At 67.6% G+C, this 26526-nt stretch carries 16 protein-coding genes and 2 tRNA genes; 7 read left to right on the top strand and 11 right to left on the bottom strand.

Features of this window, described 5'->3' with window-relative positions:
* Positions 1-27 precede the first annotated feature (27 nt).
* Entirely contained in the window at positions 28-471 is a 444-nt protein-coding gene (locus IEW98_RS11835; protein WP_188763168.1) for a CoA-binding protein, read from the top strand.
* Here the strand turns inward: IEW98_RS11835 and IEW98_RS11830 are convergent.
* The 3 genes from IEW98_RS11830 to ubiA form a co-directional block, all read right to left on the bottom strand.
* On the bottom strand, positions 425-1258 hold the full coding sequence (locus IEW98_RS11830) for an inositol monophosphatase family protein (protein WP_188763167.1): 834 nt from the start codon (positions 1256-1258) through the stop codon (positions 425-427). The two genes, IEW98_RS11835 and IEW98_RS11830, sit on opposite strands and share 47 nt — an antisense overlap.
* A 149-nt stretch (positions 1259-1407) precedes the next feature.
* Complete coding sequence (locus IEW98_RS11825) at positions 1408-2754, bottom strand: TldD/PmbA family protein (protein WP_188763166.1); 1347 nt, start codon at positions 2752-2754, stop codon at positions 1408-1410.
* A gap of 227 nt (positions 2755-2981) precedes the next feature.
* Positions 2982-3914, bottom strand: a complete 933-nt coding sequence (ubiA, locus tag IEW98_RS11820) for a 4-hydroxybenzoate octaprenyltransferase (RefSeq protein WP_188763165.1) — start codon at positions 3912-3914, stop codon at positions 2982-2984.
* 6 nt (positions 3915-3920) lie between these two features.
* Here ubiA and IEW98_RS11815 point away from each other — a divergent pair, with 6 nt between their 5' ends.
* Complete coding sequence (locus IEW98_RS11815; RefSeq protein WP_188763164.1) at positions 3921-4679, top strand: 16S rRNA (uracil(1498)-N(3))-methyltransferase; 759 nt, start codon at positions 3921-3923, stop codon at positions 4677-4679.
* On the opposite strand, the gene IEW98_RS11810 is transcribed toward IEW98_RS11815, so the two are convergent.
* Complete coding sequence (locus tag IEW98_RS11810; RefSeq protein WP_188763163.1) at positions 4676-6982, bottom strand: penicillin acylase family protein; 2307 nt, start codon at positions 6980-6982, stop codon at positions 4676-4678. The two genes, IEW98_RS11815 and IEW98_RS11810, sit on opposite strands and share 4 nt — an antisense overlap.
* A gap of 169 nt (positions 6983-7151) precedes the next feature.
* Here IEW98_RS11810 and IEW98_RS11805 point away from each other — a divergent pair, with 169 nt between their 5' ends.
* The 4 genes from IEW98_RS11805 to IEW98_RS11790 all read left to right on the top strand — a co-directional run bounded on the left by IEW98_RS11805 (position 7152) and on the right by IEW98_RS11790 (position 19633).
* On the top strand, positions 7152-9308 hold the full coding sequence (locus IEW98_RS11805; RefSeq protein ID WP_188763162.1) for a catalase: 2157 nt from the start codon (positions 7152-7154) through the stop codon (positions 9306-9308).
* Between the two features lie 39 nt (positions 9309-9347).
* Positions 9348-10091, top strand: coding sequence for an SRPBCC family protein (locus IEW98_RS11800; protein ID WP_188763161.1), 744 nt, complete (start codon positions 9348-9350; stop codon positions 10089-10091).
* Between the two features lie 31 nt (positions 10092-10122).
* Positions 10123-11295, top strand: a complete 1173-nt coding sequence (locus tag IEW98_RS11795) for a zinc-dependent alcohol dehydrogenase (RefSeq protein WP_188763160.1) — start codon at positions 10123-10125, stop codon at positions 11293-11295.
* 97 nt (positions 11296-11392) lie between these two features.
* Positions 11393-19633, top strand: coding sequence for a glycoside hydrolase family 94 protein (locus IEW98_RS11790; protein WP_188763159.1), 8241 nt, complete (start codon positions 11393-11395; stop codon positions 19631-19633).
* A gap of 144 nt (positions 19634-19777) precedes the next feature.
* Here the strand turns inward: IEW98_RS11790 and IEW98_RS11785 are convergent, their stop codons facing one another.
* Complete coding sequence (locus IEW98_RS11785) at positions 19778-21520, bottom strand: N-acyl-D-amino-acid deacylase family protein (RefSeq protein WP_188763158.1); 1743 nt, start codon at positions 21518-21520, stop codon at positions 19778-19780.
* A 73-nt stretch (positions 21521-21593) separates the two neighbouring features.
* Positions 21594-22046 (bottom strand): hypothetical protein, encoded by a 453-nt coding sequence (locus IEW98_RS11780; RefSeq protein ID WP_188763157.1) that lies wholly within the window; start codon positions 22044-22046, stop codon positions 21594-21596.
* 78 nt (positions 22047-22124) lie between these two features.
* Between IEW98_RS11780 and IEW98_RS11775 the strand changes: the two genes are divergently transcribed.
* Positions 22125-23498: a glutamate--cysteine ligase gene (locus IEW98_RS11775; protein WP_188763156.1), complete on the top strand. Its 1374-nt coding sequence runs from the start codon at positions 22125-22127 to the stop codon at positions 23496-23498.
* Between the two features lie 57 nt (positions 23499-23555).
* On the opposite strand, the gene rlmB is transcribed toward IEW98_RS11775, so the two are convergent.
* The 5 genes from rlmB to IEW98_RS11750 form a co-directional block, all read right to left on the bottom strand.
* Positions 23556-24314, bottom strand: coding sequence for a 23S rRNA (guanosine(2251)-2'-O)-methyltransferase RlmB (gene rlmB / locus IEW98_RS11770; protein WP_188763155.1), 759 nt, complete (start codon positions 24312-24314; stop codon positions 23556-23558).
* A 52-nt stretch (positions 24315-24366) separates the two neighbouring features.
* Positions 24367-24906: a hypothetical protein gene (locus IEW98_RS11765; protein WP_188763154.1), complete on the bottom strand. Its 540-nt coding sequence runs from the start codon at positions 24904-24906 to the stop codon at positions 24367-24369.
* Positions 24907-25046: 140 nt separating this feature from the next.
* A tRNA-Tyr gene (locus IEW98_RS11760) sits at positions 25047-25132 on the bottom strand.
* A gap of 102 nt (positions 25133-25234) precedes the next feature.
* Positions 25235-26323: a GGDEF domain-containing protein gene (locus IEW98_RS11755; RefSeq protein WP_188763153.1), complete on the bottom strand. Its 1089-nt coding sequence runs from the start codon at positions 26321-26323 to the stop codon at positions 25235-25237.
* Positions 26324-26452: 129 nt separating this feature from the next.
* Positions 26453-26526: transfer RNA gene (locus tag IEW98_RS11750), tRNA-Gly, on the bottom strand.

Below are 26526 nucleotides of genomic sequence, written 5' to 3'. Positions count from 1 at the left end.
GACAGTTTGGAGAGAGGGAGCGTTTTTATGCCGTTGAGCACAGATGACGAGATCCGCGATTTGCTTGGTGGGGCGCGGACGATTGCGATGGTGGGGGCTTCGGATCGGCCGGATCGGGCTTCCTATGGGGTCATGGAATTTTTGCAGGGCCAGGGTTATCGGGTGATGCCGGTCAATCCGCAGATTACCGGCGAGCATGTGCTGGGCGAATATGTGTGGCGGGAACTGAGCCAGATCGGTGAGCCGATCGATATCGTCGATGTGTTTCGGCGGTCGGAGGCGGTCGATGAGGTCGTCGATGCGGCGATCGCGGTGGGGGCGAAGGCGGTGTGGATGCAGTTGGGCGTTGTCAACGAAGCGGCGGCGGCGAAGGCCGAAGCGGCGGGGTTGAAGGTGGTGATGGATCGCTGCCCGAAGATCGAGATCAGGCGGTTGGGGTTGTCCCCCGTCGCACCGCCGCAAGCGACTTGAGGGCATAGTCGAGGCGGTCGCGGACGACGGCGTGGAGAGCCGGCGTGGCGGCGGCGATGCCGTGGAAGACCGGATCGGGCTTGTTGAAGGTCAGCGGTTGCCCGGTGCGGTCGGTGACGGTGCCGCCGGCTTCGGTGAGGATGAGGGCGGAGGCGGCGACGTCCCATTCGGCGATGGTGCGGCCCTCCATCCAGGCGTCGGCTTCGTTCGATGCGACCTTGGCCATGCGCAGCGCCAGGCTGTTGGGTTTTTCGGTGGCGGTGCCGGGCCAGGGTTCGGGCCAGAAGCTGGCGGTGAGGTTCACGGCGTCGATGGGCAGGCGGATGCCTTCGATCGTGGTGAGGTCGCTGACATGGAGGCGCTTGCCGTTGCACTGGGCGCCGCGGCCTTTGATGGCGGCAAACAATTGCTGGCGCGCGGGGGCGAAGAGCGCGGCGATGGTGACTTCGCCGTTTTCGACGAGGGCGACGGAGACGGCCCAGCCGGTGCGGCCGCGGATGAAATCGCGGGTGCCGTCGATGGGGTCGACGACCCAGAGGCGGTGACGGGAGAGGCGGTCGGCGGTGTCGGCGGTTTCTTCGGATAGCCAGCCGTCTTCGGGGCGGGCGCCGAGCAGGCGGTCCTTGAGGTAGGAATCGCACTCGAGGTCGGCGACGCCAACGGGGTTGCCGGGGGATTTGTCCCACCATTCGGATTTGGCGTGGAAATGGCGGAGGGCGAGTTCGCCGGCGGCGTGCGCGGCGCGGATGGCGACGGAGAGGTCGGATTCTAGGCGGCGGGGGGGCATTGGCGGGTCAGGTTGTGGCTGTGGGGGAGGGGGGCGTTTTCCGGTGCGTGCGGGAGATGGGCCCCGGCCTTCGCCGGGGTGACGGCAGAAAGAGCCGGAGTGACGGCAGAAAGAGCCGGGGTGACGGGGTAGGGGTGGGGTGGCTGCCGTTAGGCACCGGCTACCGTCATTCCATCGATGCGGATGGTGGGTACGTTGACGGCGTGGCGGAAGCTGAGGTCGTTGGCGGGGACCATGACCTTGAACATGCTGATGAGGTTGCCGGCGATGGTGACTTCGGCGACGGCGACGCTGATCTCGCCGTCCTCGATGAGGAAGCCCGAGGCGCCGCGGCTGTAGTCGCCGGTGAGGCCGTTGACGCCCATGCCGATCAGCTCGGTGACGTAAAAGCCGCGCTTGATGCCAGCCATGAGGGCGGCGGGGGTGTCGGTGCCGGCTTCGAGATGGAGGTTGCTGGCGCCGGCGCCGGGGGGGCCCGAGGTGCCGCGGGCGGCGTGGCCTGTCGGTTGCAGGCCGAGTTGGCGGGCGCTGGCGGCGTCGAGCAGCCAGTTGGTGAGCATGCCGTTTTCGATGATGGCGCTGCGGTTTGTGGGCAGGCCCTCGCCGTCGAAGCTGCGCGAGCGGAGCCCGCGCGGGCGGTGCGGGTCGTCGGTGATTGTGATGGCGCTGTCGAAGACCTGGGTGCCGAGCGCGTCCTTCAAAAAGCTGGTGCCGCGGGTGATGGCGCTGCCGGTGATGGCGCCGATGAGGTGGCCGACGAGCGACGAGCCGATGCGCGGGTCGAAGATGATCGGCATCGGCGCGGTTTCGAGCTTGATCGGGTTCAGGCGGCGGATGGCGCGTTCGCCGGCGCGGGTGCCGATGGTGGCGGGAGCCTCGAGATCGGAAAAATGGCGCGCCGAATGCCAGGCATAGTCGCGCTGCATATCGCCGCCGGCGCCGGCGAGGACGCTCGCCGACGAGCCATAGCTGGTCGAGCGCTTGCCGCCGCGAAAGCCGGTCGAGGTGGCGAGCGCGGTGACGGCGCGGCCGGCCGAGGCGCCGCCGCCTTCGGAATTGGTGACGCCGGGGATGGCGCGGGCGGCGTCCTCGGCGGCCATTGCCATGTCGCGGAGCAGTTCGGCGCTGGGATCCTGGCCATCGTCGATATCGAGATCCTGCGGCAGCGTCGTCAGCAGGCGATCGGCGGGGGCGAGGCCGGCCCATTCGTCCTCGGGGGCGAGGCGGGCCATGGCGACGGCGCGCTCGGCGGCGATGGCGAGGGCCTGGGGGGTGAGGTCCGACGACGAGACGCTGGCGGATTGGTGGCCGATGAAGACGCGGATGCCGACTTCCTCGCCTTCGCTGCGGCCGATGTCCTCGAGCTTGCCGAGGCGGACGGAGACGCTGGTCGAGCCGTCGCCGACGTACATGGCGTCGGCGCTGTCGGCGCCGGCGGCTTTGGCGGCGGCGAGGGCGGAATCGAGACGGTCGAGGGCCTGGGGGACTGTGAGCATGGAGGAGACTTAAGCGGTCGGGGGCTGGATGTCATCGGGGGCGGGGTTGGGGGGGGTGGTTTTTCTTGGGGGAGGGGGGAGAAACTGGGTCCCGGGTCGAGCCCGGGATGACAGTTCGGGTTGGGGTGATGTGGGGGAGGGCGCGTGACAGGTTGGTTCGGCGTTTTTTTGTGAGGGCTTTGCTTTGTGGCGAAGCTGGATGCCAGCCGTCGCTGGCATGACACGGGTTAATGTATGGCTGTCAGGCCGATGGCGGCGCAGGCGGCGAAGATTAGGAGGCCGGCGCTGCGGTTGCTGCGGAACAGGGTGAGGGCGTTTTGGGGGGACTGGTCGGACAGGCGGTGGATTTGCCAGCCGAAGTGGAGGGCGATGGGGACGAGGGCGAGCAGGGCGAGAGGGTCTTCGCGGACCAAGTAGAAGGCGATGGCCCAGAGGATCACGGCGGCGGCGTAGAAGACGGCGACGCCGGCGCGGGCGTTCTTGCCGAGCGCGCGGGCGGAGGACTTTATGCCGGCCATGGCGTCGTCCTCGATGTCCTGCAGGGCGTAGATGGTGTCGTAGCCAAGGGTCCAGGCGATGCCGCCGGCGTAGAGCAGGAGCATTGCCGGCGCGGGGTCGGCGACGGCGATGAAGCCGACCAGCGCGCCCCAGTTGAAGGTGAGGCCGAGCCAGGCCTGCGGCCACCAGGTGATGCGTTTCATGAAGGGGTAGCCGGCGACGAGGATGATGCTGGCGAGGGCGGTGAGCTGGGCGGCGGGGCGGAGTTGGAGGAGCACGAGGAGCCCGATGCCGGCAAGCAGGATGGCGAAGGCGAGGGCGCGTTTTACCGGGATGGCACCGCTGGCGACCGGGCGGTCGCGGGTGCGGGCGACCTGGGCATCGAGGTCGCGGTCGACGATGTCGTTCCAGACGCAGCCGGCGGCGCGCATGGCGATGGCGCCGATGGCAAACCACGGGATCAGCGCCCAGTCGGCGACAAGGCCATCGGCAAGGGCGACGCCCCAGGCGCAGGGCCAGAACAGCAGCCAGCTGCCGGCGGGGCGATCGAGGCGGGCGAGGCGGGCGTAGGGGCGGATGTGGGCCGGGAGGGCGTCGATCCAGCTTGGCTGGGCGTCGGGGGTTGCCTCGGGTTTCGGCGGGGAGGGTGCTGTGCTAGCCACGGGCTCATGAGCGAATTGCCGAGCGATCTGTCAACCCAGAGCCTCCTTGTAACGCCGCGGCTTTATGTGGAGGTTCCGCTGGCGGCGGGTGGTGTGGTGACCTTGCCGGTGCCGCAATCGCATTACCTGGCGCAGGTGATGCGGCGGCAGCCGGGGGATGTGGTGCGGCTGTTCAACGGGGCGGATGGCGAGTGGGCGGCGCGGCTGGTGACTGTCGGGCGCAAGGCGGTGGTGGCCGAGATGGTGGCGCAGTCGGCGGCGCAGGAAGTGGTGCAGGATTTGTGGCTGTGCTCGGCGCCTTTGAAGCGGGGGCGGATCGACTGGGTGGCCGAGAAGGCGTGCGAATTGGGGGTGGCGAGGTTCGTGCCGGTGCTGACGCGGCGGACGATCGTGGACAAGCTCAACCTCGATCGGTTGCGGGCGCATATGGTCGAGGCGGCGGAGCAGTGCGGGCGGACGGCGTTGCCTGACGTTAGTGAGCCGGTGGCGCTGGCTGCGTTGCTCAAGGACTGGCCGGCTGAGAGGGTGTTGATCTTTGCCGATGAAACGGGCGGGGCGCCGATGGCGGCGGCGTTCGCCGGGGTGCGGGCACCGGCGGGGATATTGATCGGGCCGGAGGGGGGATTCACGGTTGAGGAACGCGAGGCGATCCGCGCGGTGCCGGGGGCGCTGGCGGTGAGTCTGGGGCCGCGAATCCTGCGCGCGGACACGGCTGCGGCGGTGGCTGTCGGGGTGTGGCAGGCGGTTGCGGGGGATGGCGGCTAGGAGGCCGGCGTCAGCTTGATGATGGTTTCGGCTTCGCGGAGGATCGCGGCTTTCGTCCAGAGCATGGGGACGTAGCGGCCGTCGGCCCAGAGCGGGAAGAGGTCGCGGTAGTGCGGGCTGTCGACATTGCCGGATTGGCCGGGAGTGTTGATGACGCGGGAATTGTCCCAGGCGCCGACGTCGAGGACCATGCGCACCGACGCGCCGGCGGCGACGTTGAAATTGTCGGTGGCGCCGCGGTGGCTGGCGGCCTTAGGCGTCGAGCCCGAGCCGCCGAGCGGGAGGGGGCCAGCGGCTTGGTCGGCGGCGCGGCCGGGGAGAGCGAGGGCGGGGGTGAAATGCGCGGCGTGGAGGTTGCCCCATTGCCATTTCTTGGGGTCGGGGCCGAGTAGGGTGCGGGTTTCGCCCCAAGCGGCGGCGAGCGAGGTCTTGAGGATGGGGGCGGCGTTGGTGCCGGGCTGCTCGAGAACGGAGATGACCGCGGCGGATTCGGGCCGGGCGAAGGCCGGGCGGGTGGCGGCGGGGACCAGTGCGGCGACGGCGGCGGTGCCGAGGTGGCGGGCGAGCCAGACTTCGTAGAGCGCGGCGGCGGGGCTGTCGGCGGTGAGATGGCCGTCCCAGCCTTGCAGGAGGGCGATGGCGGCGGCTTCGTCGCGGTCCTGGCTGTTGAGGCCGCGCAGGAGCGCGACGGCGCGCAGGGCGAGGGTGGAATGTTCGTCGTTCTGCAGCGCCATCGAGTCTTCGAGGCTGAACCTGGGCTTTGATCCGATGATCTTGTCGATGCGGTCGATGCGCGAGCGGTCGGCCCATTCATAGGCGATGCGGCGGGTTTCGGAAGGGTAGCCGGCGGGCAGGTTCATCTCGTTGGCGCTGGCGAACCAGCCCTTGGCGGGGTTTTTCAGGCTGGGGAGCAACGAGGGGTCGAGCAGGCCGTGCCATTTGCTGCCGGGGGCGACGGGGGACAGGCCGTCGGCGTCGGTGCGGACGGGGGCGAAACCGGCGGCGGCCCAGCCGATGTCGCCCTTGGTGTCGGCATAGACGAGGTTGAGCGGTGGGGCGCCCCAGTGCGCGCGGGCGGCGGTGAAATCGGTCCAGTTCTTGGCGCGGAACAGCCAGGCGGCACTGAAATAGGCCGACGCGCCGGGGCGGTCCCAGGTGGCGCGGACGGCGAAGCGGTTGCCGGCGGCGTTGACGGCGATGACTGGGCCGTCGCGGGTGAAAAGCAGTTCGGCGGCGCGGGGTTTCTGGTCCTTTACGTCGATGGTTTCGGTGATGGCGGTGACGGGCTCGCCGGGTTTGGAGACGATGAGGTCCTGCTGGTCCATGGCGAAGATCGTCAGTCCCCAGGCCATGTCCTCGTTGTGGCCGAAGCTGATGCCGGGGAGCGCGGGCTCACCGGCGCCGGCGATCTTGAGGTCGGGGGCGTCGAGGTGGATGAGGTAGCGCAGGCCCGGGATGCCGTGGGCGCGGTGGGGGTCGTTGGCGAGGATGGCGCGGCCGGTGGTGCTGCGGCCCGGGGCGATGACCCAGTTGTTCGAGCCTTCGCGGGTGTCGTCGTCGGGGTTGGCGCCATCGGAATCTGCAATCGCGACGACTGTTCCCTTGTCGAAGCTGACGCCGGCGATGGCGAGGTTGTAGGTCTTGAGGATGTCGGGCGTGACGATGCACGGGTCGACGCCCTTGGGCACGATGATCTGGTGGGCGGGTTCGAGCTTGCGGCGCAGCGGTTCGTAGGGGAGGCCGCCGGCGCAGAGGGATTGCGCGCGGGCGACTTCGGCGGGGATGTTGGCGGCCAGCGCGTTCGAGCGGATGCGGACGATGTCGTCGGCGGTCCAGCGTTCGGGGCGCGAGGCGGTGGCGGTGAATTCGGGGGGGAGCGGCTGGCGGGAGCCTTCCGTGTCGGTGATGAAGGCGTTGATGCCGGCGGCGAAGGCGGTGGTCCAGGCCTGCGCCTCGGCCGGGTAGGATGCCCATTCGGCGGCCATGTCGCCGCGGTAGAGGAACAGGCGGGAGGCGCGGTCCTGTTCGACGAACGTAGGTCCGAAGCTGGCGGCGAGGCGGCCGAGACCGCGCTTGCGCCACAGGTCGATCTGCCAGAGGCGGTCGCGGGCGGCGGCATAGCCTTGCAGGAAGAAGGCGTCGGGGGTGTTGGCGGCATAGACGTGCGAGATGCCCCAGCGATCGACGATGATTTCGGCGGGGGCGGCGAGGCCGGGGAGGCGGCGGGACTCGGTGGCGGGGCCGGCGAGCGCGGGCGCGGCGAACAGGGTGAGGACAGCCGCGGCAGTCAGGGTCGATCTCATGGTCTGCGTTGCCCCTGTGCCAGTGTCGACACCGGTGTCGCGCCGGCGGGGGCCAGGCGTCAAGCGGCTGTGAGATGCGACGCAAAATGCAGGGAACGATTCAACGCCGATGCCGTTCATGGCTGGTCCCCTTCCGCGCCGTCTGCCGGATCATTTCGGAGCATCGAACATGGCCACCAAGAACGATTCCGTGAAAAACACGCTTGCGGCGAAGGCCGCCAAGCAGAAGGCCGATGCGGTCGACCCGCGGGTCGACCTCGCCAACCCATTGGGGCGCATGGTGCGGGGTGTCGGCGGCGAGCTTCACCAGCAGGCGGAAGGCGACCAGCCGCTGCTGACGACCAACATGGGCATCCCGATTTCCGATGATCACAACAGCCTGCGCGCCGGCCCGCGCGGCAGCGTGCTGCTCGAGGATTTCGTGCTGCGCGAGAAGATCTTCCACTTCGATCACGAGCGGATTCCCGAGCGGGTGGTCCATGCCCGCGGGCTTGGCGCGCATGGGTTTTTCGAGCTGACCGACAGCCTGGCCGACAAGACGACGGCCAAAGTGCTCGGTGAGGTGGGTGAGAAGACGCCGGTTTTCGTGCGGTTCTCGACGGTGGCGGGCAACAAGGGGTCGGCCGATTTGCCGCGCGACGTGCGCGGGTTCGCGGTCAAATTCTATACCAAGGAAGGCAATTGGGACATTGTCGGCAACAATATCCCGGTGTTCTTCATCCATGACGCGATCAAGTTTCCCGATCTCGCGCATGCGGTGAAGGAGGAGCCCGATCGCGGCTGGCCGCAGGCGGCATCGGCGCACGACACGTTCTGGGACTGGATCGCCTGCACGCCCGAGGCGATGCACATGATCATGTGGACGATGTCGGATCGCGCCATCCCGCGCTCGACGCGGATGATCCAGGGGTTCGGCGTCCACAGCTTCCGGCTGGTTGCGGCCGATGGCACGTCGACCTTCGTCAAGTTCCACTTCACGCCCAAGCTCGGCATGCAGTCGGTGGTCTGGGACGAGGCGGTCAAGATCAACGGCGCCGATCCGGATTTCCATCGCCGCGACCTGTGGGAAGCGATCGACAATGGCGATTTCCCCGAGTGGGAACTCGGCGTCCAGCTGTTCACCCAGGAAGAAGCCGATGCGCTGCCGTTCGATCACCTCGATGCGACCAAGCTGATTCCCGAGGAGTTGATTCCGCTGCGGACCATTGGCCGGCTGGTGCTCGATCGCAACGCGGCCAACGTTTTCGACGAGACCGAGCAGGTCGCCTACAGCACCGCCAATATCGTGCCAGGCATCGATTTTTCGGACGATCCACTGCTGCACGGGCGCAATTTCAGCTATCTCGATACCCAGTTGAAGCGCCTCGGTTCGACCAATTTTCACCAGATCCCGATCAACACGCCCAAGTGCCCGTTCGCCAACATGCAGCGCGAGGGGCATATGCAGACGATCGTGCATCCGCAGCGGGTGACGTACACGCCGAGCCTGCTCGATCCGGCGGGCCCCCGCGAATCTGCCGAGCGCGGCTTCCGCACGTTCCCGAGCCCGATGGATGGCACCAAGGTGCGGGCGCGGCCGGAGAGCTTTGCCGACCATTACAGCCAGGCCCGGCAGTTCTTCCTGAGCCAGACCGAACCCGAGCAGAACCATATCGTCGCGGCGCTGGTGTTCGAACTGAGCAAGGTCGAGACGCTGTTCATCCGGTCGACGATGCTGGGCCACCTTTCGGTGATCTTGCCCGAACTGGGCGAGCGGGTTGCCACCGGGCTGGGCTATGTCGGCGATATTCCGGTGATCACGCCGGCAGTCGAGCCGACCGATATGCCGCTGGCGCCGTCGCTGAGCATTCTTGCCCGGCCGGCACCTTTGGTCTTTGGCCGCAAGGTCGGCGTCCTGCTTGGCGACGGTGCCGATGCGAACGCGCTGGCCTCGCTCGAGAACGTCCTCGGCGAGTCCGGTGCGACGCTGAAGGTCATTTGTCCCAAGGTCGGCGGCGTGACGTTGTCGGATGGATCATTGCGCGCGGCGGAGCATCAGCTGCAGGGCGGGCCTTCGGTGCTGTTCGACGCGGTCGTCGTCCTCGCCGGCGCCGATGCGGTGGCCAGGCTGGTCAACGATGCGGCGGCTGTGGCCTTTGTCCATGATGCCTTCAGCCATCTGAAGGTCATCGGCTATGGCACCGCGGCCCAGCCGTTGCTCGACAAGGCCGGGGTGGTTGCCGACGACGCGGTGGTGGCGGTCGATGCCGGCGGCGCGGTGTTCGTCGATCGCATGGCAGCCGGTCGCCGCTGGGATCGCGAGCCGAGCGTCCGCCCGGTTTATTGACGCCGACGATTGAAAAATCCTGAAAGCAAAGGGAAAATCGTGTCTGATATCGATGGAAATCTTGCCCCTCCCGGCACGCGTATAGCGCCGCGCCGCAATCTGAAGCCGGTCGAGCGCGGGCTGTCGGTTGCCGCCGGATCGGTAATCGGGGTCATTGCTACCCAGCAGAAGGGCACCGCCGGCGTGCTGATGGGGTTGCTCGGATCGTTGCTGGTAGCGCGCGGCGTCACCGGTGCGTCGCCGGCCAAGCGGCTGATCGGCCAGCGGCCCGATGAGGCCGAGATCGCCAAGGCGGCGGGGTGGTCGAGCGCGGCGCTGGTGTCGCGCGCCGTCACCATCAACGCGCCGCGAGAGATGGTCTATCGGCAGTTCCGCGAGATCCAGCGCTGGCCCTATTGGGCGTTCAACGTCGAAAGCGTCCGGATTCGCCGCGATGGCCGGCTGCACTTTGTTTCGATCGATCCGACCGGGCCGGTCGAATGGGATGCCCGCATTACCGACGAACGGCCGGGCGAATTGCTGGCGATCGCCTCGGTGCCGGGATCGAAGGTGCCGACCACTGCGCGTTATGAGTTCCGCGACGCGGTCGGTGGCCGCGGCACCGAGATCCATGCCGCGGTCGCGTATCGGCCGCCGGGTGGCAGCATGGGGCGCTATGCCGCCAAGCTGACCCAGCGCGAGCCGGGAATCCAGCTTCGCCGCGATCTCAAGCGCTTCAAGAGCCTGATCGAGACCGGCGAGATCGCCACCAATTCACCACAGGGCACCGTCCCCAAGGCTTGAGCTTTATCGTTGCTATTCTGAAGGATTTTCCATGCGCGCAGTCCGCTGGCACGGCAAGAAAGACATTCGCGTCGATACTGTTCCCGACCCCGAGATCGTTAACCCGCGCGACGCGATCATCCGCGTCACCTCGACGGCGATCTGCGGCTCCGACCTGCATCTTTACGACGGCATGATCCCGTCGATGCAGGCGGGCGACATCCTGGGCCATGAATTCATGGGCGAGGTCGTGGCGCTCGGCAAAGGCGTCTCCAATCTCAAGGTCAGCGACCGGGTCGTGGTGCCGTTCACCATCGCCTGCGGCCAGTGTTTTTTCTGCGAAAAGACGCTGACATCGCTGTGCGACAACAGCAATCCGGCCGACAACCAGGACCTTGCCGAAGCGCTGATGGGGCATTCGCCATCGGGGCTGTTCGGCTATTCGCACATGCTCGGTGGTTATGCCGGCGGCCAGGCCGAATATGTCCGGGTGCCGTTCGCCGATACCGGCTGCTTCAAGGTGCCGGCGCATCTGAGCGACGAGCAGGTGCTGTTCCTGTCGGACATCCTGCCGACCGGCTGGATGGCGGCGGAGAATGCCGACATCGAGCCGGGCGATACGGTGGCGATCTGGGGCGCCGGGCCGGTCGGGCAATTCGCCATACGGTCGGCATTCCTGCTCGGTGCCGAGCGGGTCATTGCCATCGATCACCGGCCGGGCCGGCTGGCGCTGGCGGCCGAGGCCAAGGCGGAGACGCTCAATTTCGAGCTGGTCGACGTGATGGCGGCATTGGCGGAGACGACCGGCGGACGTGGTCCCGATCGCTGCATCGATGCGGTCGGCATGGAAGCGCACGGGCTGGCGATCGACAATATCATTGACCGCGCCAAGCAGGCGACGGGACTGGGCACCGACCGGCCGCATGTGCTGCGACAGGCGATCGTCGCGTGCCGCAAGGGCGGGACGATCTCGATGCCGGGCGTTTATGGCGGGATGGTCGACAAATTGCCCATGGGCGCGTTCGTCAACAAGGGGCTGACGCTCAAGACCGGGCAAACCCATGTCCATCGCTATATGAAACCGCTGCTGGCGCGGATCGAGGCGGGCGATATCAAGCCCGACGTGATCATCAGTCACCGGCTGAAGCTATCGGAGGCACCCGGCGCGTACGCCAATTTCCTCAACAAGCAGGATGAGTTCACCAAAGTGGTCCTGCAACCCTAGGGCGGGTTGGCAGGCCCTGGCCGGACATTGCGCAAAAGCCCGAAATATCTGCATTTGCCGCTGGCGGTTGGGCGGCAACTGACGCTAGCTTGGCTTGATGGTGGTTGACCGACTTCTACGCCTCACGGGCTTCGACAAGTCATTCAACCGCGGCCAGCTTACAGCGTCCGCCTGGAGCGACAGCCGGCCGATCCGCGCCGAATTGTTCGGGGCGGATCGGCTGGAGGCGCATGCCCGGTCGTTGGCGCGAGCGCAGCAGATCGTGCCGGGGACGCTGCGATCACGGCAGTTGCTGATCCGGCTCGACGATAACGACGCGGCGCTGCGCCAGACCTATCGCGAGACGGCGCGGGCGATCGAGCAGGGCCGGCCCATTGCCCCGGCGGCCGAATGGCTGATCGACAATTATCACATCGTCGAAAAGCAGATCCGCAAGATCCGCGACGACCTGCCGGCGGATTTCTATCGGCAATTGCCCAAGCTGGCGGACGGCCCGCTGGCGACGCTGCCGCGGGTGTTCGGGATCAGCTGGGCCTATGTCGCGCATAGCGACAGCCTGTTCGAGGACGAGCGTTTCCAGCGCTTTGTCGCGGCGTACCAGCAGGTCAATGCGCTGACCATCGGCGAGCTATGGGCGCTGGCGATCTCGCTCCAGCTGGTGCTGGTCGAGAATTTGCGGCGGCTGGCGGATTTGGCGATCATCGACGAGCTCGACCGGGCGCGCGCCGATGGCTTTGCCGATGCGCTGTTCGCGGCGCCGACCGACATGGTTGCGCTGAACAGCCTGGTGAACATCGACCGGGCGCAGTCGCCGGCGTTCATCAGCCAGCTGGCGCTGCGGCTGCGCGATGTCGACAGTCGCAGCGAGGCGGCGCGGCGCTGGCTCGAGGCGCATGCCCATGCGCGCGGCACCAGTATTTCGGACCTCGATACGGTCGCGCAGGCCGAGCTGATCGCCTCGACGGCGTCGATCCGCAACATTATCATGGCGATGCGCGCCATCGCCGAATCCGATTGGGGCGGGATGGTCGAGGCGCTGAGCCTCGCCGACCGGGTGCTGCGCGCCGGCAGCAATTTCGGCGACATGGATTTTCCGTCGCGTAATTTGTACCGCAACGCGCTTGAGGAACTGTCGCGCGGGTCGTCGTATTCCGAGGATGCGGTGGCCGGAAAAGCTATCGCGCTGGCCGGGGCGCAGGTGCGCACCAACGATATCGACAAGGACCCGGGATTCTACCTGATCGGCAACGGGCGCGCGGCGATCGAGGACGAAATCAGCTATGTGCCGCCAACAGAGACGCGGTTGGCGCGGCAGGTCCGCGAGGGCGGTGTCCGGCTCTACATCGGGCTAATCCTGCTATTGGGGGCGCTGTTGGCGCTTTTGCCGCTGGCCGCATTCGAGACTGTGCCGATGACGGCGTTCGAGAATGTGCCACCGGCGGGGTTCGGTCGCCTCGGCGCCGTCGGTGACGGAACGCCGGGATCATTGTTGCTGGGACTGTTGTTGCTGGCGGCGGTGCTGGTGCTGTCGATCGAAACCGCGACGGCGGTGATCAACCGGGCGATGGCGCGATTGCTGCCGCCGCGGATCATCCCGGCGCTCGAGCTGGACGGCGGTGTCGGTGCGGAATTGCGAACGCTGGTGGTGGTGCCGGTGCTGCTTGGGCCAGGCAGCGGCATCGAGGCGGCGATTGCCGATCTCGAGGTGCACCACCTGACGACGCGCGAGGACGCGGTGCATTATGCGCTGCTATCGGATTTTACCGATGCCGATACCGAGACGGTCGAGGGCGAGGATGCGTTGCTGGCGAGTGCGCGCGCGGCGACGGCGGCGCTCAATGCGCGCTATCCGGTCGAGGGCGGCGGCGCGCGGTTCCTGTTCCTGCACCGGCGGCGGCAATTCAACGCGTCGCAGGGTGTCTGGATGGGGTGGGAGCGCAAGCGCGGCAAGCTCCACGAGCTCAACCGGCTGCTTCGCGGTGCCACCGATACGTCATATGTCGCAGCGGACGGCGGTTCGCCGGCGGTGCCGGAGCAGGTACGTTATGTAATCACCCTCGATGCCGATACGCGGCTGCCGCTCGGCACGGCGCGGCGGATGATCGGCAAGATGGCGCATCCGCTCAATCGGCCGCGCTTCGACATGGCGGTGCGGCGAGTGACGTCGGGCTATGGCATCATGCAGCCGCGCGTGACGATCGCGCTGCCACTGGGGCGCGGGCCGTCGCGGTTCGAGACGCTGGCGGGCGGGCCAGCGGGAATTGATCCCTACGCCGCGGCGGCGTCGGACCTGTACCAGGACCTGATCGGCGAAGGTTCGTTCACCGGCAAGGGCATTTACGAAGTCGATGCGTTCATGGCGTCGCTGGCGGGACGCGTGCCGCCGAACACGATGCTCAGCCATGATTTGTTCGAGGGGATTCATGCCCGCGCCGGGCTGATATCGGATGTCGAGGTCGTCGAGGATTTCCCGGTCCGGTACGACGTCGCGGTGCGGCGCCAGCATCGCTGGGTGCGCGGCGACTGGCAGTTGCTGCCGTGGATCTTTGCGCGGGGACGCAGCCCGGCGCAGGCGCTGACGGGCAATGGCCGGGGCAAGATGCTCGACAATCTGCGGCGATCTTTGGTGGCGCCGGCGACGCTGGTGGCACTGGTTGGCGGCTGGTTCCTGCCGGCGGCGACGGCGATCGCCTGGACGCTGGGCGTGCTGCTGCTGGTGGCGATTCCGCCGCTGTTGCCGCTGCCGTCCTTGTTGCTGGCACTGCGCGGGCGGGACGTGGCGCTGCGCGCGCATCTGCGGACGATCGTGCATGATATCGGGGCCGCGCTGGGGCAGGCGGCGCTGCAACTGGTGACGCTGGCCGACCAGGCGGTGCGGATGGTCGATGCGATCGTGCGGACGCTGTGGCGGCTATTCGTGTCGCGGCGCAATCTGCTCGAATGGCGGACGGCGGCGCAGGCGAGCGCGGCGCCGGATCCGGGTATTTCCGCGATGTACGCGATGATGGGGCGGTCGGTGGTGGTGGTTCTGGTGCTGGCCGCGGCGGCGCTGTGGCGGCAGCCGGGAGTGTGGCCGATCGTGGTGCCGCTGGTGCTGGTGTGGACCGCGGCGCCGTGGCTGGCGTGGCTGGTCAGCCGGCCGCGACCGGTCGCGACGAGTCCGCGGCTCGATGCGGCGCAGCGGGCCCGGCTGGAGGCTGTGGCGCGCGAAACCTGGGCGTTTTTCACGAATTTCGTCACCGCCGAGCATCATCATTTGCCGCCTGATAACTTCCAGGAGAGCCCCGAGCCGGTGGTGGCGGGGCGGACTTCGCCGACCAATATCGGGCTGTACCTGCTGGTGGTGGCAACGGCGCGCAATCGGGGCTGGTGTACGCCGGCGGCGGCGCTCGATCGGTTGGAGGCGACCTTTGCGACGCTCGACCGGCTGGCGCGGCACCGCGGGCATTTGTTCAACTGGTACGACACGCGCGATTTGCGGGTGCTCGATCCGGCGTATGTGTCGTCGGTCGATAGCGGTAATCTGGCGGGGCATTTGATCGCGCTGGCGAACCTTGTGGCGGCGTGGACTGACGCGGCAAGTGCGGCGCGGGCCGGGGCGATTGCGGTGCGGGCGCGCGATTTTGCGATGGCGACGGACTTTGGTTTTCTTGTCGACAAGGACCGGTTGCTGCTGTCGATCGGCTGGTCGGCGGCGGATAATCGGCTTGATGAGGGCTGTTACGACCTGCTGGCGTCGGAGGCGCGGTTAGGCAGCCTGTTCGCGATTGCCAAGGGCGATTTGCCGGCCAAGCATTGGGGTCGGCTGGGGCGGAGTGCGACCGCGGTCGGGGCGTCGTCGGTGCTGATTTCCTGGTCGGGGTCGATGTTCGAGTATCTGATGCCGTCGCTGTTGATGCGGGCGCCCGACGGCAGCTTGCTCGAGACGTCGAACCGGCTGGTGGTCGAGCGGCAGCGCGAATATGCAGGCGAGGCCAAGGTGCCGTGGGGCATTTCCGAATCGGGCTACAATGCCCGTGACCGCGAGATGACGTATCAATATTCCAATTTCGGCGTGCCGGGGCTGGGGCTGAAGCGCGGGCTTTCGGAGAATCTGGTCATCGCGCCCTATGCGACGGGGCTGGCGACGATGGTCGATGCGGTCGCGGCGCTCGACAATTTCGATGTGCTCGAGACGATGGGGGCGCGGGGGGCTTACGGCTTTTACGAGGCGGTTGATTTCACGCCGGCGCGGGTGCCTGAGGGCGAGCGGTTTGCCGTGGTGCGGAACTATATGGCGCATCACCAGGGCATGGCGCTGCTGGCGATTGCCAATGTGCTCGATGGCGGGAAGTTGCGCGACGCGTTTCATGCCGAGCCGATGATTCGGGCGGCTGAACTGCTGCTGCATGAGCGGCCGCCGCGCGGTGTCGGCACCTTTGCGCCGCGCGCCGAGGAGGCCATGGTGGCGGCGATCGACCGGCCGGCGGATGCGGGCGCGGTGCGGACCTATGGCGCGGTGCCGGCGGCGGTGCATCCGGTGCATTTGCTGTCGAACGGGCGATATTCGGTGCTGTTGACCAGTGCCGGGTCGGGCAGCAGCCGGTGGAAGGGCCTGTCGATCAACCGCTGGCGCGAGGACCCGGTGGTGCACGGCGCGGGATCATGGATTTACCTGACCGACCGGCAGACGCGGACGTCCTGGTCGGCGACGCTGGCACCGATGCCGGTCCAGCCGCAATATTATTCGGCGAGTTTCACCGAAGGGCGGGCCTCGTTCCAGCGCCGCGACGGGGTCATCACGACGACCACCGACGTGCTGATCTCGCCCGAGGACGACGCCGAGGTGCGCCGCGTCACGTTGACCAATAGCGGTCGGGTCCAGCACCAGATCGACCTGACCTCGTGCATCGAACTGGCGCTGGGGGATGCGGCGACCGACCTTGCCCACCCGGCGTTCGCGCGGATGTTCATCGAGACCGAATGCACCGACGGCCCGGTGCTGATCGCGCATCGGCGGCCGCGCGGATCGGACGATCCGTCGGTCTGGGTGGCGCACCTCGCGGTCATCGAGGGCAAGACGGCGGGGCCGGTCACGTGGGAAACGGGTCGCAGCGCCTTTATCGGGCGCGGGCGCTCGGTTGCCGACCCCTGGGGTTTTTCGCATCCGCTCGAGGGTCATGCCGGGACGGTGCTCGATCCGATGCTGGCGCTGCGCTGTCCGTTGCTGGTGCCTCCCGGCGGCACGGTGAAGGTGGCGTTCTGGACGATTGCGGCGGCGTCGCGGGCGGAGCTCGAGGACGGCATCGACCGGCATCGCGACCCCAGCGCGTATGACCGGGCGCAGGTCGGGGCGTGGACGCAGGCGCAGATCGAACGGCGGTTCCTGCAGCTGGCGCCGGGCGATGCCGCCGATTTCCAGCGGCTGGCGGCGCACATTGTCCATGCCGGGCGATTGCACGCGCCGCCGCCGGACCTCGTCGCCGCTGCTGCCGGGCCGCAATCGTCGCTATGGGTACACGGCATTTCGGGCGACCGGCCGATCCTGCTGGTGCGCATCGACGACCCGCGCGACATGACCGTCGTCGAGGATCTGCTGCGCGCGTTCGAGTTCCTGCAGGGGCGGTATTTGTCGTTCGACCTTGTGATCCTCAACGAGCGCAAGGCGTCGTATGTGCAGGATCTGCAGATCGCCATCGACAATGCGGTGCGGGTGGTGCGGGCGCGGCCGGCGCCGCCGGGGTTGCGCGGTGATGTCTTCACGCTGCGCGGCGACTTGATGCTCGAACAGCAGGTGTCGGCGCTGCGGGCCTTGTCGCGGGTGGAGATCGTGGCGCAGCGCGGCTCGCTGCGGCGGCAGTTGCAGCGCGATACGCTGGTGGCGCTGCCGGCCATAGCGGCGCCGGCGTGGTTGCCGACGCATGCGCCGCGCGCCGGCCGGGTTGCCGACGCCGCGCTGCCACATGCCGGCGAGCTGGAGTTCTGGAACGGCTATGGCGGGTTTCACGCCGATGGCCGCGAATATGCGATCATCCTCGCCGATCGTGCGGCGACGCCGGCGCCGTGGATCAACGTTATCGCCAATCCGGTGTTCGGCTGCCAGGTGTCGGCCGATGCGCTGGGCTCGATCTGGTCGGGCAATGCGCGCGACAACCAGCTGACGCCGTGGTCGAACGATACCGTTGCCGATCCGCCGGGCGACACGCTGTATATCCGCGATGCCGATACCGGGCAGGTCTGGTCGCCGACTGCGGCGCCGGCGGGTCCGGGGGGCACGCGCATCACGCGGCATGGGTTTGGTTATACTCGCTTTCATGCGGCGGCGAACTTCATCGAGAGCGACTTGTTGATCCATGTGCCGATGGAGGCGCCGCTGCGGTTGGCGCGGTTGACGCTGCGCAACATGTCGGAGGAGCCGCGGACGCTGTCGGTGACCGGGTACGCCGAATGGGTGCTTGGGCAGGCGCGATCGAAAACGGCGTCGCACATCGTCACCGAGCACGACGAGGCCAGCGGCGCGCTGTTCGCCCGCAACCCGTTCGACCCCGAGACCGGCGGGCGGATTGCCTTTGCCGATCTCGGCGGCTGCCAGACCGGGTGGACGTGCGACCGCGCCGCGTTCCTCGGGCGCGGCGGCAGCATGTCGGCGCCGGCCGCACTGGCGAGCGATGCGCCGCTGGCGGGCGCGGCGGGGGCCGGGCTCGATCCGTGCGCGGTGCTGACGACCAATGTGACGCTGGCGCCCGGCCAATCGGCGGAGATCGTCTGGACGATCGGACAGGCCGCCGACCGCGATGCGGCGCGGGCGCTGGTGCGCGAATGGCGCGACACCGATCTCGATGCCGAACTGGCGAAGACGGCGGCGCATTGGCGGGTGACGCTGGGGACGGTGCAGGTCCGCACGCCGGATCGCGCGCTCGATATCATGGTCAATGGCTGGCTGCTGTATCAGGTGCTCGGTTGCCGGGTGTGGGGCCGCGCCGGCTTTTACCAGGCCAGCGGCGCTTATGGTTTCCGCGATCAGTTGCAGGATGGCGGGGCGCTGCTGCTGGCGCGGCCCGATCTCGTGCGGCCGCATCTGCTGCGCGCCGCAGGACGCCAGTTCCGCGAGGGCGATGTCCAGCATTGGTGGTTGCCCGAGAGCGGGCGCGGCGTGCGGACACGGATTTCGGACGATCGCGGCTGGCTGGCGATCTCGGTGGCGGATTATGTCGAGCGTACCGGCGACGCGGCGATTCTCGAGACGCAGATCGCGTTCCTCGAGGGACGATTGCTCGAGCCTGGCGAGCATGATGCGTTTTACCAGCCGGGGACGAGTGTCGATACGGCTTCGCTTTACAGTCATTGTGCGCTGGCACTCGACCAATCGATGGGGCTGACCGGGGCACTGGGTATCCCGTTGATCGGCGGGGGGGACTGGAACGACGGCATGAACCGTGTCGGCGAGGGCGGGCAGGGGATGAGCGTCTGGCTCGGCTGGCACCTCATCCACGCCATCGACCGGTTTGCGCCCTTTGCCGAGGCGCGCGAGCCCGAGCGTGCGGCGCGGTGGCGGGCGCATGCCGATAGCGTGCGGGCGGCGATCGAGACGCATGCCTGGGATGGCGAATGGTATCGCCGCGCGACCTATGACGATGGCACCTGGCTGGGGTCGAAGGACAGCGACGAGTGCCGGATCGATTCGATCGCGCAGACGTGGAGCGTGCTGAGCGGTGCCGCGCAGCCGGCGCGCGCGGCGCAGGCGATGGCGTCGGTGCGCAAGCATTTGGTCGATGACAAGGTGGGGATCGTCAAGCTGTTCACGCCGCCGTTCGACAAGACGATTCATGATCCGGGTTATATCCGCAGCTATCCGCCGGGGCTGCGCGAGAATGGCGGGCAATACAGTCACGCCGCGATGTGGACGATCCTGGCGGCGGCGCGGATGGGCGACGGGGATGGGGCGGCGAAGCTGTTCGGGGTGCTCAATCCGGTCAATCATGCGCTGACGTTGGGGGATGCCGACCATTATCGGGTCGAGCCTTATGTGGTCGCGGCGGACGTTTATTCGGTGGCGCCGAACGACGGGCGCGGGGGGTGGACCTGGTATACCGGGGCGGCGGGGTGGATGTATCGTGCCGGGATCGAGGGGATTATCGGGCTGCGGGTGGCGGGTGATGTGGTGCGGTTGAAGCCGTGCTTGCCGGAGGGATGGCCGGGGATCTCTGTGGAGGTGGTGCTGGGGGAGGCCGTTTATCGGATCGAGATTGGGCGGGGTGGGGTTGGAGCGACTCTGGATGGGGTGGCGTTGGCTGTGGTCGAGGGTGGCACAGAATGGGTGTTGGCGCCGGGGCAGCACGTCGTCAGCCTGACGATCTGAGCCTGCCAACTCACAACAAGCGATCGTCATGCTGAACTTGTTTCAGCATCCATTGTGCGGCTGGCAAGGGCTGGCCCGGCGGCGGGATGGATGCTGAAACAAGTTCAGCATGACGAAAGGGGGGAGGGGTGGTGCGGCGGGGCGCTACTCCGCCGCCAGTGCCAGTGCGGGTTTGCCTTGTGGGCCGCGGACGAGGATGCCGGGGAAGGCGCCGGTCATGGTGCCATTTTCGAAGGTGACGACGCCCGACTTGATCGTCGCGACATAGCCGTCGGCCTTTTGCAGCAGACGCTTGCCGCCGGCGGGGAGGTCGAAGGCCATCCAAGGGGCGAGGAGTTTCAGGCGCGGCAGGTCGATGATGTTGAGGTCGGCGAGCATCCCGGGCGCGAGCTGCCCGCGGTCGTTCATGCCGTAGAGGCGGGCGGTGTCGCTGCACTGGCGCTTGATGGCGTTTTCGATGGTGATGGTGCCGCGGCTGCGGTCGCGGACCCAGTGCTGGAGGAGGTAGGTCGGCGAGGCGGCGTCGCAGATCGTGCCGCAATGGGCGCCGCCATCGGACAGCGAGATGATGGTGTCGTCGCGATTGAGCAGCCCCTCGACGAAATCGAGGTTGCCGTCGGCATAGTTGAGGATGGGGAAGTAGATGAAGCCGGTGCCGTCCGCCGACGACAGCAGGTCATAGACGTATTCGGCGGAAGACTTGCCGGCGGCGGCGGCGAGTGCCTCGATGGACTGGGCTTGCGTGGGTTCGTAGTCGAAGCCGTCGTTCATGCCGTATTGGGCGCTGAAACCGAGTGCGACGGCATGGAGTAGCGGCAGCACGTCGGATTGGGGGAAAACGTTTTCCTCGGCGAGCAGCAGCTCCTTCCACGCCGGGTCGCTGATGCGGGCCCATTGCTCGGCCCACGACAGCGCGTCGATTGCGGCCCATGACGGGCGGAACTTGAACGGGTGGACGGTGCCGCGCCATGCCATCAGGATACCGGTACCGCGCAAGGCGATCTGGGCGACGATGTTGGCGCCGTCGGCGTTCCATTTCGCCGTTTCGGACATCTGTTCTTCCCAAGGCAGTTCCTTGGCGATCGACTGGAGCATGGCGAAGGTGACGGGCATGCCGGTTTCCTTCGAGAGCGCGCCCATCCAGCCGAATTCGTCCCATTCGCGTTTGAGGTCGGACGCCATTTCGAAGACGCCGTGGCCGACGCGGCCGGCGGCGCGACCGATGCCGATGAGCTCCTCCTTGGTGGCGGTGGTGCCGGGGACGAGGACGCCGTCGATCGACTTGTGCAGCACCGTCCGGCTGGTCGAGAAGCCGAGGGCGCCGGCGCGCAGGCCTTCTTCGACAATGGCGCTCATCTGGGCGATCTCGTGTTCGGTCGGCGCCTCGTTGTTGGCGCCGCGCTCGCCCATGACATAGGCGCGGACGGCGCCGTGGGGGACGTGGGTGGCGACGTCGATGGTGCGGGCGCGGCCCTCGAGCGCGTCGAGATATTCGGGGAAGGTCTCCCAGTTCCAGCTCATGCCTTCGGCCAATGCGGTGCCGGGAATGTCCTCGACGCCCTCCATCAGCCCGATCAGCCAGTCGTGCTTGTCGGGCCGGGCGGGGGCGAAACCGACGCCGCAATTGCCCATGACGACGGTGGTGACGCCGTGCCACGACGACGGCGCCATTTCGGAGTCCCAGGTCGCCTGGCCGTCGTAATGGGTGTGGATATCGACGAAGCCGGGGGTGACATGGTGGCCGGTGGCGTCGATTTCCCTTGTGCCGCGGGCGGTTACGGTGCCGACCGCGGTGATGCGGCCGCCGTCGATGGCGACATCTCCGATGAAGGCGGGGGCGCCGGTGCCGTCGACGATCGTGCCGCCGCGAATGACCAGGTCGTGCATGTCGTGTCTCCTACCCTGCGGCGGGAGTGTGACACAGGCGGGGCGGCACCGGCACTATGATAAGCGCCAAGCTTTAGCCGGGGGCACGGCCGCGGGCGAAGGAGAGGGCGGCGGCGGTGTGGTCGCCGCGGGTGGCGGCCTGGATGGTCATGCCGCGGCCGGTGGCGGGGTCGCCGGCGCTGAACAGCGTCGATTGCCTGGTGCTGAGTGCCGAGATGCGGGCGAGGCCGGCCTTTGTCGCCTGCGCTTGGTAGAAGGCGACGACGGCGTCGGGGCTGTCGGGGGTGTTAAACGTGACGATCGTGTCGCCGACGACGCCGTTGCCGCCACTGGCGGCGGTCACCGCGCCGCCGGGATATTGCGGGATGAATGCGGGTGCGTCGGGGGGCCAGCGGGTGGTTCCGCCCGGCGCCGCGGCGATGCGGGCGATGGCCTCGGCGTTCTTGTCCGGGACGGGGGCGGGTTCGGCCTGGTCACCGCAGGCGGACAGCACGAGCGCGGCGAGGAGGGGGAGGGCGGCGCGCATTACAGGGCTATTAGCATAAGGGGGGTTCCAAGCCACGCTCAATTGCGCACCGCCGCGGTCGCGGCTAGACGCGACGGCATGAGCAATCCCGGAACGACCACGGGCGATGACGCCCCCATTGAAAACCGCGATCAGCTGGTGGGGGTGTTCCAGGCGGGCAACAAACCCGCTGCGGACTGGCGAATCGGCACCGAGCACGAGAAGTTCGTCTATCGGCTGAGCGATCACGGTGCGCCGAGCTATGAGGAGCCGGGCGGCATCCGCGACCTGCTCAAGGGCATGGAGGCGTTCGGCTGGGAGCCTGTTTACGAAGGCGGGAATGTCATCGCCATGAAGGGCGCGGATGGCGCCATCAGCCTCGAGCCGGCGGGGCAGTTCGAGCTGTCGGGGGCACCGCTCGAGACGATCCACGAGACCTGTGCCGAATCGAACCGGCACCTGGCGCAGTGCCGCGAAGTCGGCGACCGGCTTGGGATCGGGTTCCTGGGGGTGGGATTCTGGCCCGACAAGACGCGCGCCGAACTGCCGGTGATGCCCAAGGGGCGGTATGTCATCATGCGCAGCCACATGCCGCGCGTCGGGTCATTGGGGCTCGACATGATGCTGCGGACCTGCACGATCCAGACCAATCTGGACTATGCGTCCGAGGCCGACATGGTGATGAAATTTCGCGTGTCGATGGCGTTGCAGCCGCTGGCGACGGCGCTGTTCGCCAACTCGCCGTTCACCGAAGGCAAGCCCAACGGCTTCAAATCCTTCAGGAGCCATATCTGGACTGATACCGATCCGGCGCGGACGGGGACGTTGCCGTTCGTGTTCGAGGATGGCTTCGGGTTCGAGCGCTACACCGACTATGCGCTCGATGTGCCGATGTATTTTGTCTATCGGGACGGGAAATATATCGATGCGGCGGGCTTGAGCTTTCGCGATTTCCTCGATGGGAAACTGAGCGTTTTGCCGGGCGAAAAGCCCAGGCTCGGCGATTGGAAGGATCATCTGTCGACGGCGTTTCCCGAGGTCCGGCTGAAGGGTTATCTCGAGATGCGCGGCGCCGATGGCGGGCGCTGGGACCAGATCTGTGCACTGCCGGCATTCTGGGTCGGGTTGTTGTACGACGATGTCGCGCTGGATGCGGCGTGGCAGCTGGTCAAGGGCTGGTCGCATGCCGATCATGACCGGCTGCGTGCCGAGGTGCCGCGATTGGGCCTGCAGGCGGCGAGTCCGAATGGCGGCAGTTTGCAGGATTTGGCGAAGCAGGTGCTGGGCATTGCGGATGCCGGGCTGGGACGCCGGGCGCGGCTTAACCGGATGGGCGATACCGAGCAGGGCTTCCTCAACCCGCTGCGTGAGGTCGCCGCAAGCGGCAAGACCAACGCTGATCGGATGCTGGCGCTGTACGAGGGCGCCTGGGGCGGCGATGTGGCGAACGTCTATGCGTCGGAGAGCTACTGAAGGCGGAGCTCGCGGAAAAGAAACTAGGTCCCGGGTCGAGCCGGGGATGACAGCTTCCTACAGGCCCCGTCGCGCTGCGGCGTAGAGGGCGATTGCGGCGGCGTTCGAGACGTTGAGGCTCTCCATGGCGGCGCTTATCGGCAGCTTGGCGAGTTGGTCGCAGCGCTCGCGGGTGAGGGCGCGCATGCCTTCGCCTTCGGCGCCGAGAATCAGGCAGGGCTGGGTTTTCGACATGGCGCTTTCGAGCTCGACTTCGGCGGTGCCGTCGAGGCCGATGCGCCAGAAGCCGGCCTCGCCGATTTCGTCGAGGGCGCGGGCCAGGTTGACGACGCGGCACCACGGCAGAAGCTCGAGTGCACCCGACGCCGAGCGGGCGAGGACGCCCGATTCGCCGGGGGCGTGACGGTCCTGGGTGACCAGGGCGCGGGCGTTGAAGGCGGCGGCCGAGCGCATGATGGCGCCGACATTGTGCGGATCGGTGACCTGGTCGAGGACGATGATCGGACGGTTGTCGCCGTCGTTCTTCGCATCGGCGAGGACATCGCCGAGCCAGACCGATTCGAGCGGCTCGACCTCGAGGACAAAGCCCTGGTGCGGGGCGTCGGGCGGCACCAGGCGGCCGAGATCATGGTCATCGCCGAACTGGACATTGAGTCCGGTCGGGATGACTACGACCTTGGCGGTCGCGGGGGTCAGGTAGAGCTTGCGGAACACCCGCTCCGGATTGTCGAGCGCTGCGAAGACCGCGTGGCGTCCGTAAATGCGGGGGTATGTGCTCTTTGGCCCATGATTTCGTGTAACTGGTCTGCGTCCCATGGCGGGGGCTTAGCCGGAAAGCCCCCGCCCGTCACCTTCGCAATGCCTGGCGTCAGACCGCCGGGGTTGCCGCAGCGACGGCAGCTTCGAAATCAGCCGCGCTCATGCCGAGGACAAGGCCGGCCGGACCGGCCGAAAAGCCTGCCGACGGCACGCGAACTTCACCCTTGGGCGTCTCGACGAGGACGATGTCGCCTTCGACGGCCTTGACCTTGCCGAGCGTCGCGCCGCCGGTGCCGCGAACCTCGGCGCCGGGCGTCATTTTCGACAGCAGTGCCTGCTTGGCGGCAGTGGCGGCCTGGCCGGCGGCGCCGTCGAGCTGTTCCTTGGTGGCGGCGATGACCGCACCCTTTTCACCGACGCCGAACGATGCCTTTGGAATGGCGATCTTGTTGGTGCCGGTCGAGACGACGACATTGTCGCCGTTGATCGAATCGACGGTGGCGATCTGGGTGCCGGCCGTGTCGAAGATCGGTGCGCCGGCGCTCAATTGGGCCGAGGCCGAGGCGGCGGGTGCGGCAGCCGTCTGGGCGAAGCTCGCGGTTCCGGCGGAAAGGGCAAGAACGATGCCGATAGTGGTATAGCTGCGCATGATTGTGTCTCCTCAACCTCGATGAAACGCATGGCATGGGGTTTGGAAACATCGAGACGGATTTGTTACGGCAGGTCGTGCGCTGCGCGGGACAAGGCGAACGCAGAGCGAAACTGTGCGTCAATCGGGCGGCGGCGAAGTGGTGGAGGGGGTTGGATTTGAACCAACGTAGGGCGAACCCGGCAGATTTACAGTCTGCTGCCATTGACCGCTCGGCCACCCCTCCACGAGGTTCTCGCTTGGCAGGCGAAGAGCGGGCCTAGTGGCGAATGGGCGGGCAGGTGTCAATCTTTGCTTTCAGCGCCCCGCCATCCGGCACCCACCGCGCTCAACGCCGGTCGGGCACAACCCGGTCGCGGCCCATGCGCTTGGCGCAGTAGAGCGCCTTGTCGGCGCGGTCGATAAGCGTGTCGCAACTGTCGTCGACGCGGTCCGTCGCGACGCCTGCCGAAAAGCTGACGCGGCCCATGCTCGAGCCGTCGGCGGCGTTGCGGATGATCTGGCCGGCGAGTTCGGCGCGCACGTGGTCGATGACCGAGGTCGCGGCGACGATGTCGTGATCGGGCAAAATGGCGATGAACTCCTCGCCGCCCATGCGGCCGACGGTGCCGCCGCGCGGGGCGATGCGGTCGGCGACATGGCGGGCAACGAAACGCAGCACTTCATCGCCGAGGGAATGTCCGAAGCGATCGTTGAAATTCTTGAAATAGTCGATGTCGAGCATCGCCACCGCGAGCGTGCCGTCGGCGATGCGCGCCGCGGACTGGGCGCGTTCGAGCGTTTGGATGGTGCCGCGGCGGTTGAGCGCGCCGGTCAGCTGGTCGGTGATCGCGGCGCGCTCGGCAGCCCCCAGCCGTTCGCCCAGCTCGCGCGCTTCGGTGGCGGCGGCGGCAAGCTCGTCGTGGAGCCGAGTGTTGGCGGCCTGCATGGTCCGCGTGGCGCTGCCGAGCTGTTCGAGCAGCACCGCCAGCCCCGACGCGTCGAGCGGCGCCGCCAGCCGCGCCCCGCCATCGGCAATGGCGCGGCCATAGTCGGCAAGGTCGGTGCGCCCGGCCTCGATACGCTGGGTCAGCGCCTCGGCCTGGTCGTGCGCGGCGGCGACGAGCGCTGCGACCTCGACGGCGCCGACGTCGTCATCCTGGCAATGGCAGCGGCGCAGCGCGGCGACGGCGGCAAGGTCGAGCTGGTCATGGGCGATCGCGGTATCGATGGCGAGCGACAGGTCGTGGTCCTCGTCGCGGACATAGCGCCAGAACAGGTCGTAGACATCGGTGTTGGGCGGCAGCCGGGTGCGCACCACCAGCGCGCGGATCTGGTCGAAAAAGGCGAGGCCGGCAGCGGCGGCGTGGGTTTCCGCAGCCGCCGGGGCGAGATGCTCACCGATCGCGACCAGTCGGCCTTCGTGCATTGTCATCATCGACCTTTCCCGGCGCGCGGGGCGCCATCGTCAGGCGCGCTGCGGCGCCAGCGAGATGAACGGCGGACGTCGGCAATGGTTAAGGCGGGGCGTTCAAGCCATTGGGCAAGGCCGGGATTTGAGCCGGATTGGAGCGGGCGAAGGGAATCGAACCCTCCTAGCTAGCTTGGAAGGCTAGTGCATTACCACTATGCTACGCCCGC

It is taken from the genome of Sandarakinorhabdus glacialis, from assembly GCF_014643455.1.
GTDB lineage: Bacteria > Pseudomonadota > Alphaproteobacteria > Sphingomonadales > Sphingomonadaceae > Sandarakinorhabdus > Sandarakinorhabdus glacialis.
This window is presented reverse-complemented; position numbering and strand designations above follow the sequence as displayed.